Origin of the sequence: uncultured Campylobacter sp. (assembly GCF_938030145.1) — a bacterium.
Lineage (GTDB): Bacteria > Campylobacterota > Campylobacteria > Campylobacterales > Campylobacteraceae > Campylobacter_B.
Window position 1 is genome coordinate 39,352 of record NZ_CALHGM010000008.1, and the last position, 17,646, is coordinate 56,997.

Consider the following 17,646-nt stretch of genomic DNA (forward strand, 5'->3'; position numbering starts at 1 on the left):
CGATAAATTTTGCGCCATTCTAACAAATCAAGGCTTAACGATGCTTAAAAACTAAAAATGCCGCAAAGCCTAATAGCGCTGTTATGGGCACGATAATGCCAAGTTCTGGGATGATGACGCCGTTGAGAGAAAACCTAATTAACACGAAAAGCACGCCCCAAGCGCATAGCGTAGCGATAAAAAATCCAAAGCTTAGTAGCGCAAGATTAAAAAATCGTCCCGTAACGGGCAGGTAATAATACAGCACTAACACCGCCAAGGGCGCGAACAACGGAAAAAATATCATATTATAAAGGCTTGCTTTTATAGTGGAGATATTCACGCCTTGATGCGAAAAGGTGCGGATCGAACGCAAAGCATCCCTGATCGAATATACATTACTCGTATCATAAACACTCGCAATCGAGCTTGGATCAAAGCCCTTAAGCGCCTCGCTCTGCGCACTAAGCTTACTTTTTAATCCACTTCCTCCAAGTTTAAGCTGCGCTGGTAAAGTAGTAGTATTTACGTCGCGCAGATGCCAAATTTTACCTGCGTATTCGCCAGAGCTTGCATGCGAGCGTGAAGCAACGGAGTTATCCCCTATATTAAAGATTGTTATATCATTTGCGTTTTTACCGTTTAGAGCTTTGATGTAGATATATTTACCCTCAAATTTCAAAAACATATCTCCCCCCGTAGGCGATAAATCGGTTAAATTCTTTTGAAATTTTAATGCGTATGCAAACGAGGTGGAATTTAAAGCTATAAAGCTCGCGGTAATCGCAAGTGCGATCAAAAATGGAGGGATTATCAGCGCGTTTTTGCTAACCCCAAGCGCATAAAAGCTCACCAGCTCGTTGCTACGGATCATATTAAAGCCCATCAAAATAAGCGCAAAAATAAGACTTAGCGGTAGCGTGTAGCTAAGCGCGACCGCTGCGGTTAGAGCGATATACAAAAGAGCAGTATTCGCGCTTGAAGGAAAATCTTTGAGATTAGTAAGCACATCGATGCCTACATAAAAGCACTCAAGGGCTATTAGCAGGATAAAAAAATACTTCAGATAGGAAAGAGCCGCGTATTTTACGTATAACTTCACACCCTAGCCTTTTTAATCGTAAATTTTTGCGCGACCTGCTCTATATCCGAGCAAATGAGCTCTTCTACCGCGCGCGCGACATAGGGTAAAATTTCACTCAGCTTCTCGCGCTCGCTTTCGTTAAAATTTCCGAGTACGAAATTTGCCGCGTCCTGCCCCTGCTGTTTTTTGCCCACGCCGATACGCACGCGCTCGTAATCCGCACCGATTAGCGCATCGATCGATTTGATGCCGTTGTGCCCGCCGCTACTGCCGCCTTTTTTAAATTTAACGGCGCCCAGATCCAAATCTATATCGTCGTGCACCACGATGATGCGCTCCGGTTTGTAAAAATCATTCACGGCCTTTACGGAGTTGCCGCTTAAGTTCATAAAAGTTTGGGGTTTTAAAAGAAGAAGCGAGCCCTTTTTAAAAAGCTCGCCTTGGAATTTAGACGAACCAAGCTCGCTAAAGCCGCCCGTCTTTAAAATTTCGTCGATTAGCATAAAACCGACGTTGTGTCTAGTGTCTGCGTATTTCTGAGCAGGATTCCCAAGTCCTGCGATCAGTATCATAGGCGCCCCTATTTAGCCGAAGTAACTCCGACTACCGCTACCGAGCCGTCTAGGATGATGCTGACGCCCTCTTTTACCGGAATGTCGCGGATCAAAAGCGAATCGCCTACATCAAGATCACTCACATCGAGCGTAAAATCGTTTGGTAGATCTTTGCCGGCGCATTTTACGGCGATACGGCGCTTGGATTGCACCAAGATACCTTTGTTTTTTAGCCCTTTAGCGACGCCAGTTACCTTAACCGGCACTAAATATTTGCTTACGACGTCATCCTGAACTACTCGCAAATCTACGTGAGTTAGGGTATTTGTGACGGGGTGTTTTTGGTATTCTTGCACTATAACGCGATATGTCTTACCGCCCACGCTAACCTCGAAGGGAAGATCTTCTTTTGCACGCATAGCTTTGATAAAGTCATTGACCTTAAACGCTGCGTTAATATTTTCAAATCCTTTCGCATAAATATTAGCGATTAGATAACCATCTCGTTTTAGGGATTTTGAAGCCCTTTTACCGATACTATCTCTAACGATACCTTCTAACATTAGGTTTCCTTTGTGAAAAAATGAAGCGTGATAATAGCCAAATGTTGCTTTAAATCTATTTAATCGCTTATTGGAATTCAAAGGCGGATTTAATCCGCCATCTTATAAAAATCACCCACAATCTTATAGAATTCCACATCCTTCATAACGGCTCTTTTTACCTTTCTCGGCTGCCCTGTTTTAGTTATCGTCTCTATTTCTTCGCGCTCGCCGGTATCTACTTGGGTTTTATTTAAGGCTTTTTCTTTTATCAAGATTAAATTTGCGCCGTATTTTTCAGCTTTTCTTAGAAATTCATATTCTGTTCTTTTGAAATCTTCCCCCTGTTCTTCGATATTTTTTACTACTAGTCTGATTTTTTTGCCATTTTCTTTAAGCTCATCTAATTCTTTTTCATCGTCTATTTGCATTATTGTTTCTTTTAAACGCTCAAAATTTTTTTTATGTTCTTCTATTTGTCGTTGCCTTTCAGCTTCCTCTTTGGCTCGGATCCTTTTTCGTTTAGCCTCCTCCTCAGCCTCTCTTTTTAGTCTTTCTTCTCTTATTTGCTTTCTTTCTGCTTCTTCCTCGGCTTCCAGTCTTTCTTTTTCGGCTTTCTCTTTAGCTTCCATTTCATCTTTTATTACACCCGAATACATCATTATTGATATACCAATAAAAATACTCATACTTATAAGCCCTGCGATATCTATATTTACTCCAAGCCAATCGGTAATTAAAAAGCTCACTAAGCTTAATATAAATAAAAATATAGCTGCATTCCGAAATGCTCTTCTCCACTTGATAAAAAGTGCTATAAGTATAACTAGAGTAATTGGTGTTAGCACCGAAACTATGTTATGAACGGTTTCCATTTTTTCTCCTTTATTTTTTAAAAAATACGTGACTTATCACGCACCTTGTTTATGCCGCAAAATTATCATAATTAGCCGCTCCCTCATGATTTCGTAAAAATCCTTTTTGTATTCGCTCGCATGTTTTCGCAACGCGTCTTTGAATTCGTCGTAGAATTTCAAGCCGCACTCGCAAGTTTCAAAAAATCTTAAAAGCGCGCTGTATCTTATGACCGAATAGCGCCCATACTCACCAAATTTCGCTAACTCCCTATCTGCATAGCTATAATCAGGTAGAAGCAAAAAGCACTTTGCCCTGCCGCCTGAATCCTGCTTATCGGCAATCTTTGAATATTTATCTAGCTGAGAGCGTATTACGCCGCTTTGCAAATCGTGTCTTATCCCGTTGATGCCGGATTTGATCTTATTTTCGATGACGATTGCGTGGTTTTTATCTTTTATAAAAATATCTATATTTTTGTATTCTCTTAAAATTTGCGCGTCCTCGCTTATGTTTAGCCGTAAAATTTCGCTCGCAAATTTTAAAAATAGCTTCGTATCGTTTCGCAAATAATAGACTATCCAATTTGAAAAGCTTAACTCATCGTCCATCTTGCCGATTATCTCTAAGATATTTTGCTCTTTAGCTTTGAAATTTAAAATTTCATTTAGCCCGATCCGCTTCGTAGTATCCTTCTCTTGCCAAAGCTCGGGCGCAAAAATTTTATCCGGCACGCTTTCGTAGCGGACATATTGCTTCAAAGATTGCGAGAAAAATTTAAATGGCACGAAAAAGTGCGTTTCATCTATCAATTTCTCGTCATCAACGATGTAAAATTTAAATTTTGGTTTTTTAAAATTCGACGTCTCAAACGTTATATACGCCGCATTGGGGCTATCGTTTTCGCTTTCAAATAGCTCGTTTAGAAGCACGCCGCCGTAAGCGATATTTTGTGCTTCAATCATTTCGGATTGTCTTTTAAGCTCCTCTTTAGCGCCGCGCTTTCTGCCGCAGACAAAAAGCTCATCGCTCAAAAGCAGCCTTAACTCGCTAGCGCAAGCTAAAATTTCAAAACAATGTTTCGAGATAGCGCGCACTAAAAGAACTTTGTGCGCATCCTTCGCATCCTCGTTTATCGTGCCGTAAGGATTTACGTAGATGTAGTGTCTGCCGTTGTCTGCCTTAAAAAGATTGATGATTTCGTGCCCCAAGCTCTCGTTCAAATAGCCGCCCGAAAACATTCGATTTATAATTATCATCTCAGAATAAATTCCTATCTATATTTTTAGCGCTAAATTTACGCACGCATTCTCGTATGGCGTTGCGTACCTCGTCGCGCTTTTGTTTATCGTAAAAATATAATCCCGTCGAGCCGAAGTTTCCTAAGACGTAGAGATAATATCTTGTTTGGATGTCATTAATGCGCCGCCCCAATCTAGCTGTTTTAGCATTTTTGGAACTCATCCTAAAAAATTTAGTCACCGCTAGGAAAATTTTAAAAATATTTGCGCTTTTTACCTCTTTTTTCTCTAAGCGCATATCCTCGATTTGATCTGCCGTGACGGTTCTGCTGCGCATTAAATTCCAATACGGCGCGCAGAGCAAAACAGCTACAATGCTATTTTCAACGTCGCTTCTAGGGAAAGTGATTTTACCTGTTTGCATATCGATCAGGTATCTTTTGTTTTTATTGTAGATCAAAATGCTTTGAAACGGCAAAAGCACTAAAATCACGGCACCCACTCCTAACGGCAACAGCAAAATTCCAATAAGTAGCGCCCATTTAAAATTTTTAAAAACGATTTCTAGTGCGGTATGTACATCGATTATCTCATATTTCATAAAATTCTCTTGCAATGAAATTCTAAAATTTTATTCATTTGATCGCTTGCGCGATTTAAATTCTAAAAAGCGCCGAAGCATTAAGACCTCAGTACTTTTTAGATAAAATTTCGCGACTAATTTCGACGCGAGATTATTTCTTTTTGCGACGTTTTTTGTCGCCCGCTTTTTGGGCATGAGTCCTATTGCATCCTGCTCTTTTTGTTTTGTTAGAGCTCATTCGGTTCTTAGCCGGCATTTCCTACTCCTTATAGAAAAAATATGCGTAATTATACCCCCCCCCCCCCTAAAATTTGGTTGAAATTTTGTTTATCAAAGATTAAATGAATAGGAATTTTATAAGATTAATCGGACGTGGAATTTTAATCGAAATTCTAGAGATTTTAAAACGAAATTTAAGGTAGTATATACCCGCGTAGCAGTGGGCAAACGAATTAAATTCCGCCCGCGCGGCGGCAGGCAGAATTCTTTAAAATTTTAAATCGCAAAAATTTAGAATTTTAAAATTTGCGACTTAGCGGATCTCTTTTAGCTGTACGACTTCGCCGGCGAGCATCTCCTCGGCGCTCTCTCCCGATTCTGCTGCCAAATCCCTTTTTTTGGCAAGGTCCACGTTTTTGATCTGTAGATCGAGGTCGTTTCGCTTAGAGGCCTTATCTAGCGCCTCTTCGCGGGTAATGACGCCGTCTCTGTAAAGATCGAGCAGGTGCTGATCGAAGGTCTGCATACCGTAGGTGTTGCGACCGTCGGCAATCGCGTCTGGAATTTCATCGTCACGCGAGTCCAAGATCATATCCTTAATACGGGTGTTTTTGCGTAGAATTTCAACGACGGCTACGCGCTTGCCCTCGATAGTACGGGCAAGACGCTGAGAGATGACCGCCTCTAGGACGGACGCTAGCGTCATTCGGATACGCTCCTGCTCAGCCTGCTCAAACATCGCAATGATTCGGTTTACCGTCTCTTTCGCATCGATGGTGTGCACCGTCGAAAACACTAAGTGGCCCGTTTCCGCGGCGTGAAGTGCGGTCTCGATCGTCTCTAAATCGCGCATCTCACCCACGAATATAACGTCTGGATCCTCTCTCAGCGCGGCGCGAAGCGAATCTGCGAAGTTATTGCAGTCCTCGCCGATAGCGCGCTGATTGATGATGCATTTATCGTCTTTAAATACGAACTCGACGGGATCCTCGATCGTAACGACGTGGCTGGTTCTTTGCCTATTTATGCGATTTATCATACTTGCGATCGTGGTCGTCTTTCCGCTTCCCGTAGGTCCAGTAAGTAGCACGACGCCGCGCATAGCCGTGTCGCAAATATCTTTGATCGAGGGTGGCAAACCTAGATCGTCGATCTCTGGAATTTTAACCGGGATCGTTCGGAAAACCGCGCTGATACCGTCGATCTGAAAGAAAATATTAACGCGGAAGCGATAATCTTCGTTTAGCTTGTAGGTAAAATCCACGCTCTTTTTCTCGATAAGCTCAGGAAAGCGCGTGATGAGAAGCTCCTTGGCTAGCGTCATCGCATCCTCTTTTAAAAAAGGCGTCTTGCTGAATTTTACGAGCTCGCCGTGTATACGCCCTCTAATAACCGCGCCCGATTTGATATGAAGGTCGCTGCCGCCGTTTTGGATCAAAAATTCCAGATATTTATTTAGCCTATCTCGCTGCTTAAAATCCAGCGTAGAAGCGTCAACTTGATACTGCGAATAATCTATAGAACCCGCCATCATTTCTCCTTTTTAAGTGTTTTTATTATCTCTTTAAATGCCTCTTCAAAGGCCACTAGCCCGTCATCCAGCAGCTTTTTATACGCCTTTTTCATATCGATTTTCGCATCCGTTACTCGGGCAAAAAAATGCTCTATCTCTTCATCGCTCGGCGGCGTTTTGGGTTTTTGATCGCCGCTTACAAAAGCCTCTATGGTCTCAAGCGGCGCGGTATTTACGCAGCCCGGATACATTAGCTCGCTTACGTAATAATCCTTCGGCAGATCGTCTCCTTTTACCCCCGTGCTCGCAAACAGCGGCTTTACGTAGTTTAAATTTTCTTTAGCGATGATATTGTAGCACTTCGCGGCGTTCATTATGCCGATTTTACCGATAGGAAGACCCGCCGCAGCCATTTTTTCATCTAGTAACCTATCGAAGCGGCTAACGAAGATGCTAATTACGGTTTTTGGTAAATTTGCCTTCGGGAAGTAGCGACGAAAGCCCGCGATTCCCTCTTTTATCGCCTCGATGCATTTTACGGTCTGCTCCGGCGAGAAAACCAAAGTCGCGTTTACGCTGATCCCCTTTTTTAATAGATCGCGCATCGCTTCGTAGCCTGCCTTGGTCGCAGGGATTTTGATCATTACGTTTGGCATGCCGATCGTGCCGTATAGGTGTTTGCCCTCGCGATACATCGCCTCGGCGTCGTCTGCGAAATACGGATCGACCTCGATACTCACAAAGCCATCATCGCCGTTAATGAAATTTTTAAGCAGGCTCTCCGCTGCGCTTCTGATATCCGCGGTAGCTAAAATTTCATACAGCTTTTTAGGTTCTTTTTTTCTAAATTCCTCTTTAGCTGCATCGTATGCGGGGGAGCTTAGGATCGCGTTTTTAAAGATCGCGGGATTGGAAGTCGCACCGTTAATTATCCCTTTTTTGATCAGCTCGTCGAAATCTTTATCGATAAAATCGCGCTCCAAAAAGTCGCACCAAAGGCTGAAATTTAGGGCTTTATCATACATATTTCATAATCTCCTTCAAATCCTTTTTTTCAATGCAGACGCTCGCCTCGCTTTTTAAAATTTCATTCGCGCAAAAGGCGATTTTAAGTCCCGCCTCGCGAAACATCGAAACGTCGTTCGCGCCGTCTCCCACGCACATTACCTCGCTCGTCTTCAGACCCATCAGCGATTTAAGCTGCGCAAGCAGCGCGCCTTTTGAGTAGCCAAACATCATCTCGCCGCCGAAAAGCCCGGTTAAAATTCCGTTTTTTTCATGCAGATAGTTCGCAAAGCTCGCGTCAAAACCCAGTTTTTTCTGCGCGGCGTCGGTGGCTAGATGAAATCCGCCGCTAAAGACGATCACTTTTATGCCTTTATTTTTCAGATACGCGATGATCTCGCTAGCGCCGCAAACAAAAGGCAGGCTTTCCGCGATAGCTTTAGCATCGCTAAGCCTCATGCCCTTTATCAGCGCCACGCGCTCGCTAAGGCTCTCGAAAAAATCAAGCTCGCCCGCCATCGCGCGCTTCGTGATTTCGCCAACTTGTCGCTGCGTGCCCATTTTAGCGGCGAAAAAACCTATCGTTTCGCCGTCCATCAGCGTCGCGTCAAAGTCGAAAACACAAAGCTTTATCATAAATATCCTCGCAAAAATTTAGGAATTATAGCTAATTTAAGTTTAAGTTTTTTGGAATTAGCATAAATTTTTCGCTTTTTGCGACCTCGTAAATTTTGCTCTCGGCCCCGAACGAGCATAAATTTATATATTTTTTTTCGCCGAAATATAAAATTTCATCTTGATGATAATGCCCCTCGATGATCAAATTTGCCGCGTAAAAATCGATCTTCGGCGCGATTATGGCCTTAAAATCCGGCATTTTTCTGTAGAGGTTTTTTCCCTCTTGCGATTTTAAGATCATCTTTGAAATTTTAAATTTTAAAGCGCGATCGAGCAGGTCCATAAATTTCAGAAAAGCTCTGTTTCGTAGCGAAAGCAGCGCAAACTGCGTTAGACGCGGCAAAAACAGATCGCCGTGCGCAATCTGCACCGCTTCGCCGCTCTCGCAGATAAATTTAGCGGGCTGCGCGCCGTTCGGATAAACTTTTGCGCGGGGGAAAATTTCGCGCAGATTAAAATCGTGGTTGCCCTCGAAGTAAAAAATTTCGCATTTTTGCGACAGCTCGTTTATTAGCGCGATCTCCTCTTTGTAGAAGCGCTGCGTATAGGTCGTGTTTGCCAAAAAATCAAACATATCGCCCATCATAAAAATTTGAGGCGGCGGCGTAGACTCAGCCTTCAGCGCGCGCAATAATTTCAAAAATTGCGGCCTGCTCACGCCCGCGTGCGCATCGCCGATAAAGATCGCGCCGGGTTTTATCGTCTGAATTTGATCATTTTGCATTTAGGCTCCCGCGCGTGATAGTTTTTTGCGAAAAGCTCATCGCTTAAATTCCGTGTGCGATACGCGGCAACGCCGTAGCTTCGGCGAATCCGCACATTAAATTTGCGTTTGCGACCGCCTGCGACGATGCTCCGCGCAAAAGATTATCGATCGCCGAGTTGATCCAAATTTTATCGCCCGCAGTTTTTACAAAAATATCGCAAAAGTGCGTTCCTGCGACGTTTTTTATACTCACGGGCTCGCTTCGGACGCGCACGAAAGGCTCGTTTGCGTAAAACTCCCGCAGCACCGCCTCTGCATCCACGCTCTTTTGCAGTACGCCGAACGCGCTAACCAGCATTCCGCGCGTAATCGGCAGCAAATTCGGCACGAAAAGCGTGCTAAATTCGCCGCCTTTTAAAATTTCCAGCTGCTCTTTGATCTCGTCTGCGTGGCGATGCGAGATCGGCGAGTAGGCGCCCGCGTTTTCGTTTACGCTTACGAAATGGCTGCTTGTCTTAAGAGCCTTGCCCGCGCCGCTTACTCCGCTTTTTGCGTCGATAAATACGCCGGTATCTGGATCGAGTAGCCGCATAAACGGCGCGAGCGCCAAAATAGAGCAGGTAGGATAGCAGCCAGGATTTGCGGTAAGTCGCGCCGTGCGGATCTTTTCGCGATTTAGCTCGGGCAGCCCGTAAACGGCGTGGGATAAATTTTGCGGGTCTAAATGTGCGGTATAATTTTTCTCGTAAAGCTCGCGACTTAGGCGGTAATCAGCCGATAGATCGACTACCTTGACGCTTTTAAATTTTAAAATTTCGCGGGCAAATTCCATCGCTTTTCCATGCGGCAGCGCCAAGAAAATAAGATCGCATCTTTGTGCCGCAACGCGAGCGTCCGCAGCTTCTACGCTCATCTCAAACACGCCGCGAAGCTGCGGGAAAATTTCGCTTATCTCGCCCTGCGTAGAGGCGCCCAAATATGAAATTTCAAAGCTCGTATGGGAAAGTAGAGCCTTAATCAGTTCAAGCCCCGTATAGCCGCTAACGCCGATGATTCCCGCTTTTTTCATCTTCTTTTCCAAATTTGATCGGCCTATATTCGACGCTTAGAATTTCTACGTCGCGTGTGCCTGATGGTAGCTGAAGCACTACCTCATCGCCCTCGGCTTTGCCTAAAAGCTGGCGCGCAAGCGGCGTGTTGATATTGATGAGCTTGCGCGAGATATCCGCCTCGCTAAGCCCTACGATCGTGTAAACCTCCTCCCGCTCGGTCTCCACGTCCATAAAGGTAACGGTGGAGCCGAATTTTACGCGGTCGTGCTCGTAGGTGGAGGGATCGATGATTTTACTTCGAGAGACGATATCGCTAAGCTCGGCGATGCGCGAGAGCAAAAACGCCTGCTCTTCGCGCGCTGCGTGGTACTCGGCGTTTTCTTTCAGATCGCCGTGTCCGCGCGCGATGTCGATCTGCTGCACGATGTGGGGCAGCTTCACGCTCTGAAGCTCCTTGAGCTCGGAAGTGATCTTTTCATATCCGTAAAGCGTCATTGGTTCGGTCGTCATAATCTTCCTTTCTTTTTATCAAATTATATAAGCTTTAGCCTTAAAATTTTAGTTCGCAGGCTGCGTTAAAATTTTTGCCACGTTTTCGCTGGAGCCGAATTTCAGATAATCTCGCAGCTTCTCGCTCGCAAGTTTAAATTTAGCGGAGTCGCAGCGCTCGTATGCGGCGAGTAGGTTTTGCGCGCTTACTTCGGATTGCAAAAGCTCCTCGTGCAGAGGCTCCTCGCCCAAAAAATCAAAAATAATATTCGCAAGCCCCACGTGCTTTAGCTTTACGAGTTTTCGCGCGAGCCAAACGTCAAACGCGCGAGCCTTGTAGCACAGCACGAACGGAGTGCCGATGAGCGCTGCCTCAAGCGTCGCCGTACCCGAGCAGATGAAGGCGAAATCGCAATTCTTAAGCGTGGCGGGAGTATCGTTTGCGATGCTAAAGCCGTCCAGAGACCCGTAAATTTCATCTCTTTGATCCATAAGATGCGGCGGGACTATCAAGATTCGCTCGCTATTTTCAAATTTAGGCGCAAGGGCTCTAAAAATCGGCATTAGTCTTGAAATTTCAGCCCTGCGCGAGCCGGGCATAAAGGCGATCTTGCCCTGCTTTTCGTAGCTTGTTTTTTGAAATTTTATCTCATCAAGCAGCGGATGCCCCACGAAAGAGTACTTTGCAGTTTTGGCGCTTAGCTCGCTCGGGTGCGAGGCATTCTCTTTCTGCGCAGCGTCTTTATCTTTTGCTTCTTGTGGTGCAGCGTCTTTGCTTTCCGCTTCTTGCGGCACGGCGCCCTTATCTCCCTCGCAATTCGCGCCGAAAAATTTCGCCTCAAAAGGCCAGATGGAGAGTAGATTGTCGCAAAATGCCTTCAGCTTCTCCGCTCTGTGCGGCTTCCATGCCCAAACCTGCGGCAGGATATAATATGAAATTTCCGCGCTCGCGCCGCTTTCTTTGATCGCGCGAGCAAGCGGCAGATTAAACGCGGGCGAATCGATCAAAAGCACGCGATCGCACTCCGCCGCAAGCCGCGTCATCTGAGCTACCGCGCGCTTGGCTTTTAAAATTAGCGGCAGAATTTCTATAAAACCCATCGCCGAAAACTCGCTGCTTTTGTATATCGGCGAGCCCAACTTTTCATCGAAAATTCCGCAAATCTCGCAAGCGGAATCGAGCTTTTTAAGATGCTCAAAAACCCCTTTAAAATGGAGGTTCGCAGAGGGCTCTAGGCAAGAGATTAAATATTTCAAATTTAGCCTTTTAAATTTTTGTTAATTATAGCAAAATGTGCTAAAATTAAGCCGACAAAGGATTTAAGATGAAAAATTTTAAAATTTTAGCGCTATGCGGCGCGTTCGTGATGTTGCTAGGCGGTTGCGGCGCGGCTAAATACCAAAAGCGTCAAGTCACCGAGGATCCCGCAGTAACTGCACGCTTTGAGGCGCTTAGTAAGCTAGGCTCGCCCGCACTCGTCGCTAAAGCCGCAGCTAGCGAGATCGCAGCAGACGTAGGCGGCGCCAAGCCCCACGTTAATGTGGCACAGTTTGCCTTCCTCGAAGAAATTAGCGCACAAGGAAGCGATCTGATCTATGCCTACTCGCTAAGCCCTGGCTGGGCGAGCCTGAAAAGCTCCGATCGGCAAAAATATCTCAAATTGCTAACCAAGGATATTACCGAAAATGACTGCAACGCACCTAGTACGCGAGCTTTATTGCGAAGCGGAGTGCGTGAAGTGCACCGATTTTTCTACGATTATCCAAGCTCGCATCTACTTGATTCGCAGGTAAGCGAGGAGATATGCCGCGAAGCAGGGTTATAGATAAGTCTAGCGTAATTTTATGCCGCGGATTTGCATCGGCGCGAAAGCAAAATTTCGTGGTGTAAAATTTTACGATAATTTAAAAGACAAATTTTGCGGCAAGTTGCGGAGCACGACCACCAAATTTAAGGAATTTTGGAAGCGAAATTTAGGCGATGAAATTGCGTGTCAGGCTATAAAAAGCTATAAAAATTTGTAGCGAAAAAAGATAAAATTTCGTAGCAAAAAGGCGGAATTTTTCTATGAATTTTGCGATTTAAGTTCGCATGGAATTTTATTAAAAAATTTGGCGCGACGGAATTTTATGCCACGCAAGCTAAATAGCAATTTTTGCATAGTAAAGAATTAAGCGTTAGAATTTTTGCAGATAGAATTCCGCTCTGATAGGTCTGTCATGAAATTTTAGCTAAAGAGAGAATATGAAAGAAATTTTAATCACTAACGACGACGGATTCGAAGCGCGCGGGCTTTTGGAACTCGCAAGCGCGCTAAGAGGGGTCGCAAACGTCACCATCGTAGCGCCAAGCTCGGAGAAATCGGCATGCTCGCACTCACTCACTCTTACGCGTCCGCTTAGATTTATCAAGCTTGACGACGGATTTTTCAAACTCGATGACGCTACGCCCGCAGACTGCGTGTATTTGGCGCTCCGCGCGCTGTATAACCGCAAGCCCGATCTTGTGATAAGCGGCATAAATCACGGCGCCAACGTCGCGGAGGACGTGACCTATTCGGGCACGTGCGGAGGCGCGATGGAGGGGGTCTTGCAAGGCATTCCTGCGCTTGCGGTGAGCCAGTTTTACGTCACGGATTCGCTGCAGCGATACGGATTTGATCTCGCGTGCGAGCTCGCGGTGGAACTGGTCGAGAAAATCTTTAAAAAAGGCTTTCCTCTGCCGCCGAAGCAGTTTTTAAATTTAAATGTCCCTGCCGTCTCAAAGCAAGATTTTAAGGGGCTTTCGGTTGCTCCGTGCGGCGAGAAGCTCTACGATACCGACGCGCAGCTAAACCGCAATCCGCGCGGGATGGAGTATTATTGGCTAGGCAAATCTACGCTCAGTTTTGATGCAAGCAAAAACGAAAATAGCGACATTTCGGTACTTTTTGAGGGGCGGGCGACGTTAAGTCCGATTAAGTTAAATTTAACCGCGCACGAGCAGATGAGCGCGCTAGAAAGGTGGATGAAAAACAATGAGTGAAGTTGTAGTAGACCGCTTTTCGCGCTCGCGCCTGCTTTTCGGCGAGGATTTTGCAAGGCTGCAAAGCGCTAAAATTTTAATATGCGGTTGCGGCGGCGTGGGCGGAGCGGCGATAGAGGCGCTGTACCGCAGCGGCGCGGTAAGCTTAAGCGTGATCGATTGCGATCGCTTCGAGATCACTAATCAAAACCGCCAGCTTGGAAGCGAGTGCCTAGGCGAGCTAAAATGCGAGGTTTTTGCGCGCAAATTTAAAGGCGTAATCCCGATCGCCGCTAGGATCGATGAGGAATTTTTATCGGAATTTGATCTGGCGCATTTTGATTTCATAATCGACGCGATCGACGACGTGCCCGCCAAGATCGCGCTTGCGCTGCGCTGCAGCGAGGCGGGCGTAGGATTTGTAAGCTCGATGGGCGGCGCAAAGAGGCTCGATCCCTCTAGAATCGAAATCTGCTCAATCTGGCGGACGCAAGGCGATCCGCTCGCGCGCAAGATCAGATCTGAGCTGCGAAAGCGCGGCTTTGCGGGCGATTTTGACGTCGTTTGCTCGAGCGAGCCGCCGCGCGTCACATCGATGGGTAGCTTCATGGGCGTGACCGCTAGTTTCGGGCTTTTCATCGCAAGCTACGTCGTGCGCAGGCTGATAGGCGAGCAGGCTTAACGCTTAAATTTCATAGCGCTTCGGCGCATGGCTCCGCCTAGTCGTGCTTGGCGGTTAAATTTTAGATATTTTGAGCTTTTGATGATCCGAGCGCGCTTTGCATGCGGTACGGCGCGGCAAGTGCTTTGCGGCGCGCGTGCGGTTAAAATACAAAGCGGCAAAAGTTAAATTTTACCAGGCGATGAAGATAAAATTTGCTCGACGCGAAGGTGAAAATTAATTTGCAGCGAAAGATAAAATTTTATCCGCAAAGATCGGCGCAGGCTTGCGTGCGAGATGAAATTTAAGGACCGCGCAAGCTACGCACGTAGGTCAATCTATACGGCGGGTTATTTTAGCGGGCGCCAAATAGCGGTCTAGGATTAAAATTTAAATAGGCGGGTCGCGAGCTTGCTCGTGAGCGAAATTTTGATTGAATTAAGTTCGTGCAGCTATCCTATGCGGCGTGTTTCATAGCGATGAGGCTTGAAATTCTATCGCGACTTTACGCTTTCCGATGCAAAAAGAGGCGCGCTCAGGCAAGCAAAACCAAATCTGCGCGCATCAGCCGCCGCGTAGCGCCTAAATAAGCGTAAAGTGTAAGCAGGGCTCAAGCAAACGCAGCGGCAAGCCTACTTCTAAATTCCATTTTTTACCGCTCGCAAAAAGCGGAATTTAGAAATTTAATTTAAAGGAGCAGCGATGAATGAAATTTTTACACGCACGAGCGTGCGGAATTTTACCGAAAAAATGCCGAGCGACGATCAGATCGAGCTCGTGCTAAAAGCCGCGATGCAAGCCCCTAGCGCAGGCAACCAGCGCTCATGGGAGTTTTACGTAGTGCGCGATCGCACCGCGCTTACGCTACTTAGCAGCGTAGGCACCTACGGCGGCTGCACGAAGGACGCGCCGCTTGCAATCGTGGTCTGCACGCGCAAAAACGGCTTAAAATTCCAGCCCTACGCTCGCTACGACTGCGCTTGTGCGGCAGAAAATCTCTGGCTAGCGGCGCACCATTTGGGGCTTGGCACCACGTGGCTGGGCGTAGCGCCCGATATTTACGCAATGGAGCGCGTAAGAGAAATTTTGGATCTACCGGGACATTTGGAGGCGTTTTGCATTATGCCTTTGGGCTTTCCGTCTCGCGTCACAAAGGCGCATTCGCGCTTTGAGCCCGCTAAAATTCACTTCGTAGGCTAGATATGTTTATTTCGCAGAGTAAAATCGACGATCTAATCGCTAGCGACGGCGCGTTTTTGGACCTTACGACCGAGCTTTTGCAAGACTTCGTGGATTTAAACGCGCCCGCGCGGCTTTCGATCGTAACGAGGCAGGATCTGATCTTCAGCGGCGGGCAGATCGCGCGGGAAGTAGCGGCGCGCTTTGGTTGCGAGACGCAGCATCTAGCGCGTGAGGGAAGCGCATTTTGTGCGGGAGAAGAAATTTTTAGCGCACGGGGGAGCTTCGAGAGCCTGCATAAAGCTTGGAAGATCGTTCAGATCGTGTTTGAGTACTCCTGCAAAATTTCGACCTACGCGCACGAGATGGTTGCGCTGATGCGAGAGGTGAATCCGCGCTGCGTGCTGGGTGCGACGCGCAAGAGCTTTCCTTTTGCGAAGGAGCTTTGCGTAAATGCGCTGATCGCGGGCGGCGGAACGATACACCGCATGGGGCTGCACGACAGCGTTCTGTTTTTTTCAAACCACATCCGCGCGTTTGCAAGCTTTAGCGAGTTTTGCGCACAGATCGCTAAATTTAAAGAGCGCGCGCCCGAGCGAAAGATCATGATCGAAGTGGCGAGTGAGTGCGAATTTAGCGAGCTTTTAAAATACGCGCCTGATGCGATAATGTGCGATAAGATGAGCCCTAGCGAGCTTAGAGCCTGCGTTTTGAGGCGAGATGAAACGGCGCCGCAGATTAAAATTTGCGCTGCGGGCGGCATAAATAAAAATAACTGCGCAGAGTTTGCAGCTACCGGCGCGGACGTGCTCGTAAGCTCGGCGGTTTGGAATCAGGGCGTGTGCGATCTAGGCGGAAAGATAGAATTTATCTAAATATTAAATTTTAAATTTAAGGCGCGGAAGTCTAAAATAGGGCATAAAAATGCGATTTATTAATAAATAAGAGTATATTTTGTAGAATTCTTAAAATTTCAAAAAAAGGATTTTCATGAAAAAAATTGCATTTATTTTGGCGCTTGCGGCAAGCGTTTCGTTCTGCGCGGATCAGCTGATAATCGCAGCTGGCGGCGGATACAAAAAGCCCGTCTCGGCCGTGATCGAAAATTTGAAAAAAGAGGGCATGGACGTGGCGGGATCGTTTGCCAACCTCGGCCAGCTCGTCATTCAATCGCGCGAGAATAAAATTTCATTCATCGTGGGCGACGAGGCGTTTTTGAAAAAAAAGCGATCTAAATATCACTAAATTTGAGCGTATCGGGCGCGGCACGCTAGTTTTAGTAACGCCGAAAAATATTAAAATACAGGGCGTATCAGAGATCGCAAAATTCGATAAGATCGCGATGCCGGATCCTAAAAAGGCGATTTACGGTATCAGGACGAACGAGTTTTTGCAAAACGCCAAGATGGATGGGGTAAAAGATAAAATTTTAGCCGTCGCGGGCGTGCCGCAGGTAGTCGCTTACGTCATCAACGGCGAGGTGCAGGCGGGCTTTATCAACAGCACCGAAGCAGTCGCCAAAAAAGATGAGTTCGGCTCGATCATCTACATCGACGAGAGCCTCTACAGCCCCGCATTTATCGGCATCGCAAGGCTTAGCGCGTGCGGCGATGAGGCGCTTTGCGAAAAGGTAATGAAGGAGTTTAAATCGGACTGCTCAAAAGAGATTTTTTCAAAATTCGGTCTTAAATGAGCGACATCGCTTGGATCGCGCATCCTCTGATACTAAGCGCTAAAGCCCTGTTTTGCAGCTTTTTGTTGCTGATTACGGCAGGGCTTGCGATTGCTTATTTTTTAGCTTTCAGCAAAGCTAAATTTAAAAAGATCGTCGAAATTTTAGTGATTTTTCCGCTCATATTCCCGCCGATTGCGACGGGATTTTTGCTTCTTTACATCTTTGGAAAGAGTGAATTTATCGGCTCTGCGTTAAATTTAGACATCGTTTTTAATTTTTCTTCTTTGGCGCTTGCGGCGTTTTTGGTGGGGCAGCCGCTGTTTGTAAAGCCCGTGTGCGCAAGCTTTGAGCTATTTCCGAAAAGCTTAATCGAAGCCGCGCAAATTTTAGGCAAAAACAGAGCTCAAATTTTCCTCCTCGTCATCCTTCCTAGCTCACTTAAAACGCTAGGCTCCGCGCTTATTTTAGCGCTCTCGCGCGGGCTTGGCGAAGTGGGCATCACGCTGATACTGGGCGGAAATATCGTGGGTAAAACCGATACGCTAGGTCTTGCGATCTACAATGCCGTGTATGACGGAGAGAACGAGCGGCGCTGATTTTAAGCGTTTTACTCGTAATTTTCAGCTT

General features: G+C 46.3%; 21 protein-coding genes. 8 read left to right on the top strand and 13 right to left on the bottom strand.

Features of this window, described 5'->3' with window-relative positions:
• Positions 1 to 34: 34 nt before the first annotated feature.
• The 13 genes from Q0323_RS01400 to Q0323_RS01460 all read right to left on the bottom strand — a co-directional run bounded on the left by Q0323_RS01400 (position 35) and on the right by Q0323_RS01460 (position 11,757).
• Positions 35 to 1,081, bottom strand: a complete 1,047-nt coding sequence (locus tag Q0323_RS01400; RefSeq protein WP_298050755.1) for an LptF/LptG family permease — start codon at positions 1,079 to 1,081, stop codon at positions 35 to 37.
• Positions 1,078 to 1,635, bottom strand: a complete 558-nt coding sequence (gene pth, locus Q0323_RS01405; protein WP_298050757.1) for an aminoacyl-tRNA hydrolase — start codon at positions 1,633 to 1,635, stop codon at positions 1,078 to 1,080. The genes Q0323_RS01400 and pth overlap by 4 nt, the downstream gene beginning before the upstream one ends.
• 8 nt (positions 1,636 to 1,643) lie before the next feature.
• On the bottom strand, positions 1,644 to 2,180 hold the full coding sequence (locus tag Q0323_RS01410) for a 50S ribosomal protein L25/general stress protein Ctc (protein ID WP_177388523.1): 537 nt from the start codon (positions 2,178 to 2,180) through the stop codon (positions 1,644 to 1,646).
• Positions 2,181 to 2,269: 89 nt separating this feature from the next.
• Positions 2,270 to 3,034, bottom strand: coding sequence for a hypothetical protein (locus tag Q0323_RS01415; protein WP_298050760.1), 765 nt, complete (start codon positions 3,032 to 3,034; stop codon positions 2,270 to 2,272).
• Positions 3,035 to 3,070: 36 nt separating this feature from the next.
• On the bottom strand, positions 3,071 to 4,273 hold the full coding sequence (locus Q0323_RS01420; RefSeq protein ID WP_298050763.1) for a PD-(D/E)XK nuclease family protein: 1,203 nt from the start codon (positions 4,271 to 4,273) through the stop codon (positions 3,071 to 3,073).
• A 1-nt stretch (position 4,274) separates the two neighbouring features.
• The gene (locus tag Q0323_RS01425) at positions 4,275 to 4,856 is read right to left on the bottom strand and encodes a hypothetical protein (protein ID WP_298050764.1); all 582 of its coding nucleotides are present in this window, start codon (positions 4,854 to 4,856) and stop codon (positions 4,275 to 4,277) included.
• A 514-nt stretch (positions 4,857 to 5,370) separates the two neighbouring features.
• Complete coding sequence (locus Q0323_RS01430; protein WP_298050766.1) at positions 5,371 to 6,588, bottom strand: type IV pilus twitching motility protein PilT; 1,218 nt, start codon at positions 6,586 to 6,588, stop codon at positions 5,371 to 5,373.
• A complete protein-coding gene (locus tag Q0323_RS01435) occupies positions 6,588 to 7,595 on the bottom strand; it encodes a transaldolase (RefSeq protein ID WP_298050768.1) in 1,008 nt (335 codons plus the stop codon). The genes Q0323_RS01430 and Q0323_RS01435 overlap by 1 nt, the downstream gene beginning before the upstream one ends.
• Entirely contained in the window at positions 7,588 to 8,211 is a 624-nt protein-coding gene (serB, locus tag Q0323_RS01440; protein ID WP_298050770.1) for a phosphoserine phosphatase SerB, read from the bottom strand. Before serB ends, Q0323_RS01435 begins: the two co-directional genes overlap by 8 nt.
• Positions 8,212 to 8,242: 31 nt before the next feature.
• Positions 8,243 to 8,977, bottom strand: coding sequence for a UDP-2,3-diacylglucosamine diphosphatase (locus Q0323_RS01445; RefSeq protein WP_298050772.1), 735 nt, complete (start codon positions 8,975 to 8,977; stop codon positions 8,243 to 8,245).
• Positions 8,978 to 9,020: 43 nt separating this feature from the next.
• Entirely contained in the window at positions 9,021 to 10,028 is a 1,008-nt protein-coding gene (gene argC, locus Q0323_RS01450; protein WP_298050773.1) for an N-acetyl-gamma-glutamyl-phosphate reductase, read from the bottom strand.
• On the bottom strand, positions 10,000 to 10,521 hold the full coding sequence (gene greA / locus Q0323_RS01455; RefSeq protein WP_298050774.1) for a transcription elongation factor GreA: 522 nt from the start codon (positions 10,519 to 10,521) through the stop codon (positions 10,000 to 10,002). Before greA ends, argC begins: the two co-directional genes overlap by 29 nt.
• A gap of 48 nt (positions 10,522 to 10,569) precedes the next feature.
• Positions 10,570 to 11,757 (bottom strand): DUF354 domain-containing protein, encoded by a 1,188-nt coding sequence (locus tag Q0323_RS01460; protein WP_298050776.1) that lies wholly within the window; start codon positions 11,755 to 11,757, stop codon positions 10,570 to 10,572.
• Positions 11,758 to 11,825: 68 nt separating this feature from the next.
• On the opposite strand from Q0323_RS01460, the gene Q0323_RS01465 reads away from it, so the two are divergent.
• The 8 genes from Q0323_RS01465 (at position 11,826) to Q0323_RS01500 (ending at position 17,615) form a co-directional block, all read left to right on the top strand.
• On the top strand, positions 11,826 to 12,326 hold the full coding sequence (locus Q0323_RS01465; protein WP_298050778.1) for a hypothetical protein: 501 nt from the start codon (positions 11,826 to 11,828) through the stop codon (positions 12,324 to 12,326).
• A 419-nt stretch (positions 12,327 to 12,745) separates the two neighbouring features.
• The gene (surE, locus tag Q0323_RS01470; RefSeq protein WP_298050780.1) at positions 12,746 to 13,525 is read left to right on the top strand and encodes a 5'/3'-nucleotidase SurE; all 780 of its coding nucleotides are present in this window, start codon (positions 12,746 to 12,748) and stop codon (positions 13,523 to 13,525) included.
• Complete coding sequence (locus Q0323_RS01475; protein WP_298050782.1) at positions 13,518 to 14,186, top strand: ThiF family adenylyltransferase; 669 nt, start codon at positions 13,518 to 13,520, stop codon at positions 14,184 to 14,186. The genes surE and Q0323_RS01475 overlap by 8 nt, the downstream gene beginning before the upstream one ends.
• Before the next feature lie 681 nt (positions 14,187 to 14,867).
• Positions 14,868 to 15,365 (top strand): nitroreductase family protein, encoded by a 498-nt coding sequence (locus Q0323_RS01480; protein ID WP_298050784.1) that lies wholly within the window; start codon positions 14,868 to 14,870, stop codon positions 15,363 to 15,365.
• 2 nt (positions 15,366 to 15,367) lie between these two features.
• The gene (modD, locus tag Q0323_RS01485) at positions 15,368 to 16,219 is read left to right on the top strand and encodes a ModD protein (protein WP_298050787.1); all 852 of its coding nucleotides are present in this window, start codon (positions 15,368 to 15,370) and stop codon (positions 16,217 to 16,219) included.
• A gap of 115 nt (positions 16,220 to 16,334) precedes the next feature.
• On the top strand, positions 16,335 to 16,589 hold the full coding sequence (locus tag Q0323_RS01490; RefSeq protein ID WP_298050790.1) for a hypothetical protein: 255 nt from the start codon (positions 16,335 to 16,337) through the stop codon (positions 16,587 to 16,589).
• Between the two features lie 55 nt (positions 16,590 to 16,644).
• Positions 16,645 to 17,037: a substrate-binding domain-containing protein gene (locus Q0323_RS01495; protein ID WP_298051015.1), complete on the top strand. Its 393-nt coding sequence runs from the start codon at positions 16,645 to 16,647 to the stop codon at positions 17,035 to 17,037.
• Positions 17,034 to 17,615, top strand: a complete 582-nt coding sequence (locus Q0323_RS01500; protein WP_366939536.1) for an ABC transporter permease subunit — start codon at positions 17,034 to 17,036, stop codon at positions 17,613 to 17,615. The genes Q0323_RS01495 and Q0323_RS01500 overlap by 4 nt, the downstream gene beginning before the upstream one ends.
• Positions 17,616 to 17,646: the final 31 nt, after the last annotated feature.

Bases quoted from the DNA above. Each gene is read 5' to 3' on its own strand.
- argC (WP_298050773.1), bottom strand. From the start codon at position 10,028: ATGAAAAAAGCGGGAATCATCGGCGTTAGCGGCTATACGGGGCTTGAA.
- Q0323_RS01430 (WP_298050766.1), bottom strand. From the start codon at position 6,588: ATGGCGGGTTCTATAGATTATTCGCAGTATCAAGTTGACGCTTCTACG.
- Q0323_RS01445 (WP_298050772.1), bottom strand. From the start codon at position 8,977: ATGCAAAATGATCAAATTCAGACGATAAAACCCGGCGCGATCTTTATC.
- Q0323_RS01475 (WP_298050782.1), top strand. From the start codon at position 13,518: ATGAGTGAAGTTGTAGTAGACCGCTTTTCGCGCTCGCGCCTGCTTTTC.
- Q0323_RS01425 (WP_298050764.1), bottom strand. From the start codon at position 4,856: ATGAAATATGAGATAATCGATGTACATACCGCACTAGAAATCGTTTTT.
- modD (WP_298050787.1), top strand. From the start codon at position 15,368: ATGTTTATTTCGCAGAGTAAAATCGACGATCTAATCGCTAGCGACGGC.
- Q0323_RS01410 (WP_177388523.1), bottom strand. From the start codon at position 2,180: ATGTTAGAAGGTATCGTTAGAGATAGTATCGGTAAAAGGGCTTCAAAA.
- greA (WP_298050774.1), bottom strand. From the start codon at position 10,521: ATGACGACCGAACCAATGACGCTTTACGGATATGAAAAGATCACTTCC.
- Q0323_RS01500 (WP_366939536.1), top strand. From the start codon at position 17,034: ATGAGCGACATCGCTTGGATCGCGCATCCTCTGATACTAAGCGCTAAA.
- surE (WP_298050780.1), top strand. From the start codon at position 12,746: ATGAAAGAAATTTTAATCACTAACGACGACGGATTCGAAGCGCGCGGG.
- pth (WP_298050757.1), bottom strand. From the start codon at position 1,635: ATGATACTGATCGCAGGACTTGGGAATCCTGCTCAGAAATACGCAGAC.
- serB (WP_298050770.1), bottom strand. From the start codon at position 8,211: ATGATAAAGCTTTGTGTTTTCGACTTTGACGCGACGCTGATGGACGGC.
- Q0323_RS01490 (WP_298050790.1), top strand. From the start codon at position 16,335: ATGAAAAAAATTGCATTTATTTTGGCGCTTGCGGCAAGCGTTTCGTTC.
- Q0323_RS01420 (WP_298050763.1), bottom strand. From the start codon at position 4,273: ATGATAATTATAAATCGAATGTTTTCGGGCGGCTATTTGAACGAGAGC.
- Q0323_RS01435 (WP_298050768.1), bottom strand. From the start codon at position 7,595: ATGTATGATAAAGCCCTAAATTTCAGCCTTTGGTGCGACTTTTTGGAG.
- Q0323_RS01480 (WP_298050784.1), top strand. From the start codon at position 14,868: ATGAATGAAATTTTTACACGCACGAGCGTGCGGAATTTTACCGAAAAA.
- Q0323_RS01465 (WP_298050778.1), top strand. From the start codon at position 11,826: ATGAAAAATTTTAAAATTTTAGCGCTATGCGGCGCGTTCGTGATGTTG.
- Q0323_RS01415 (WP_298050760.1), bottom strand. From the start codon at position 3,034: ATGGAAACCGTTCATAACATAGTTTCGGTGCTAACACCAATTACTCTA.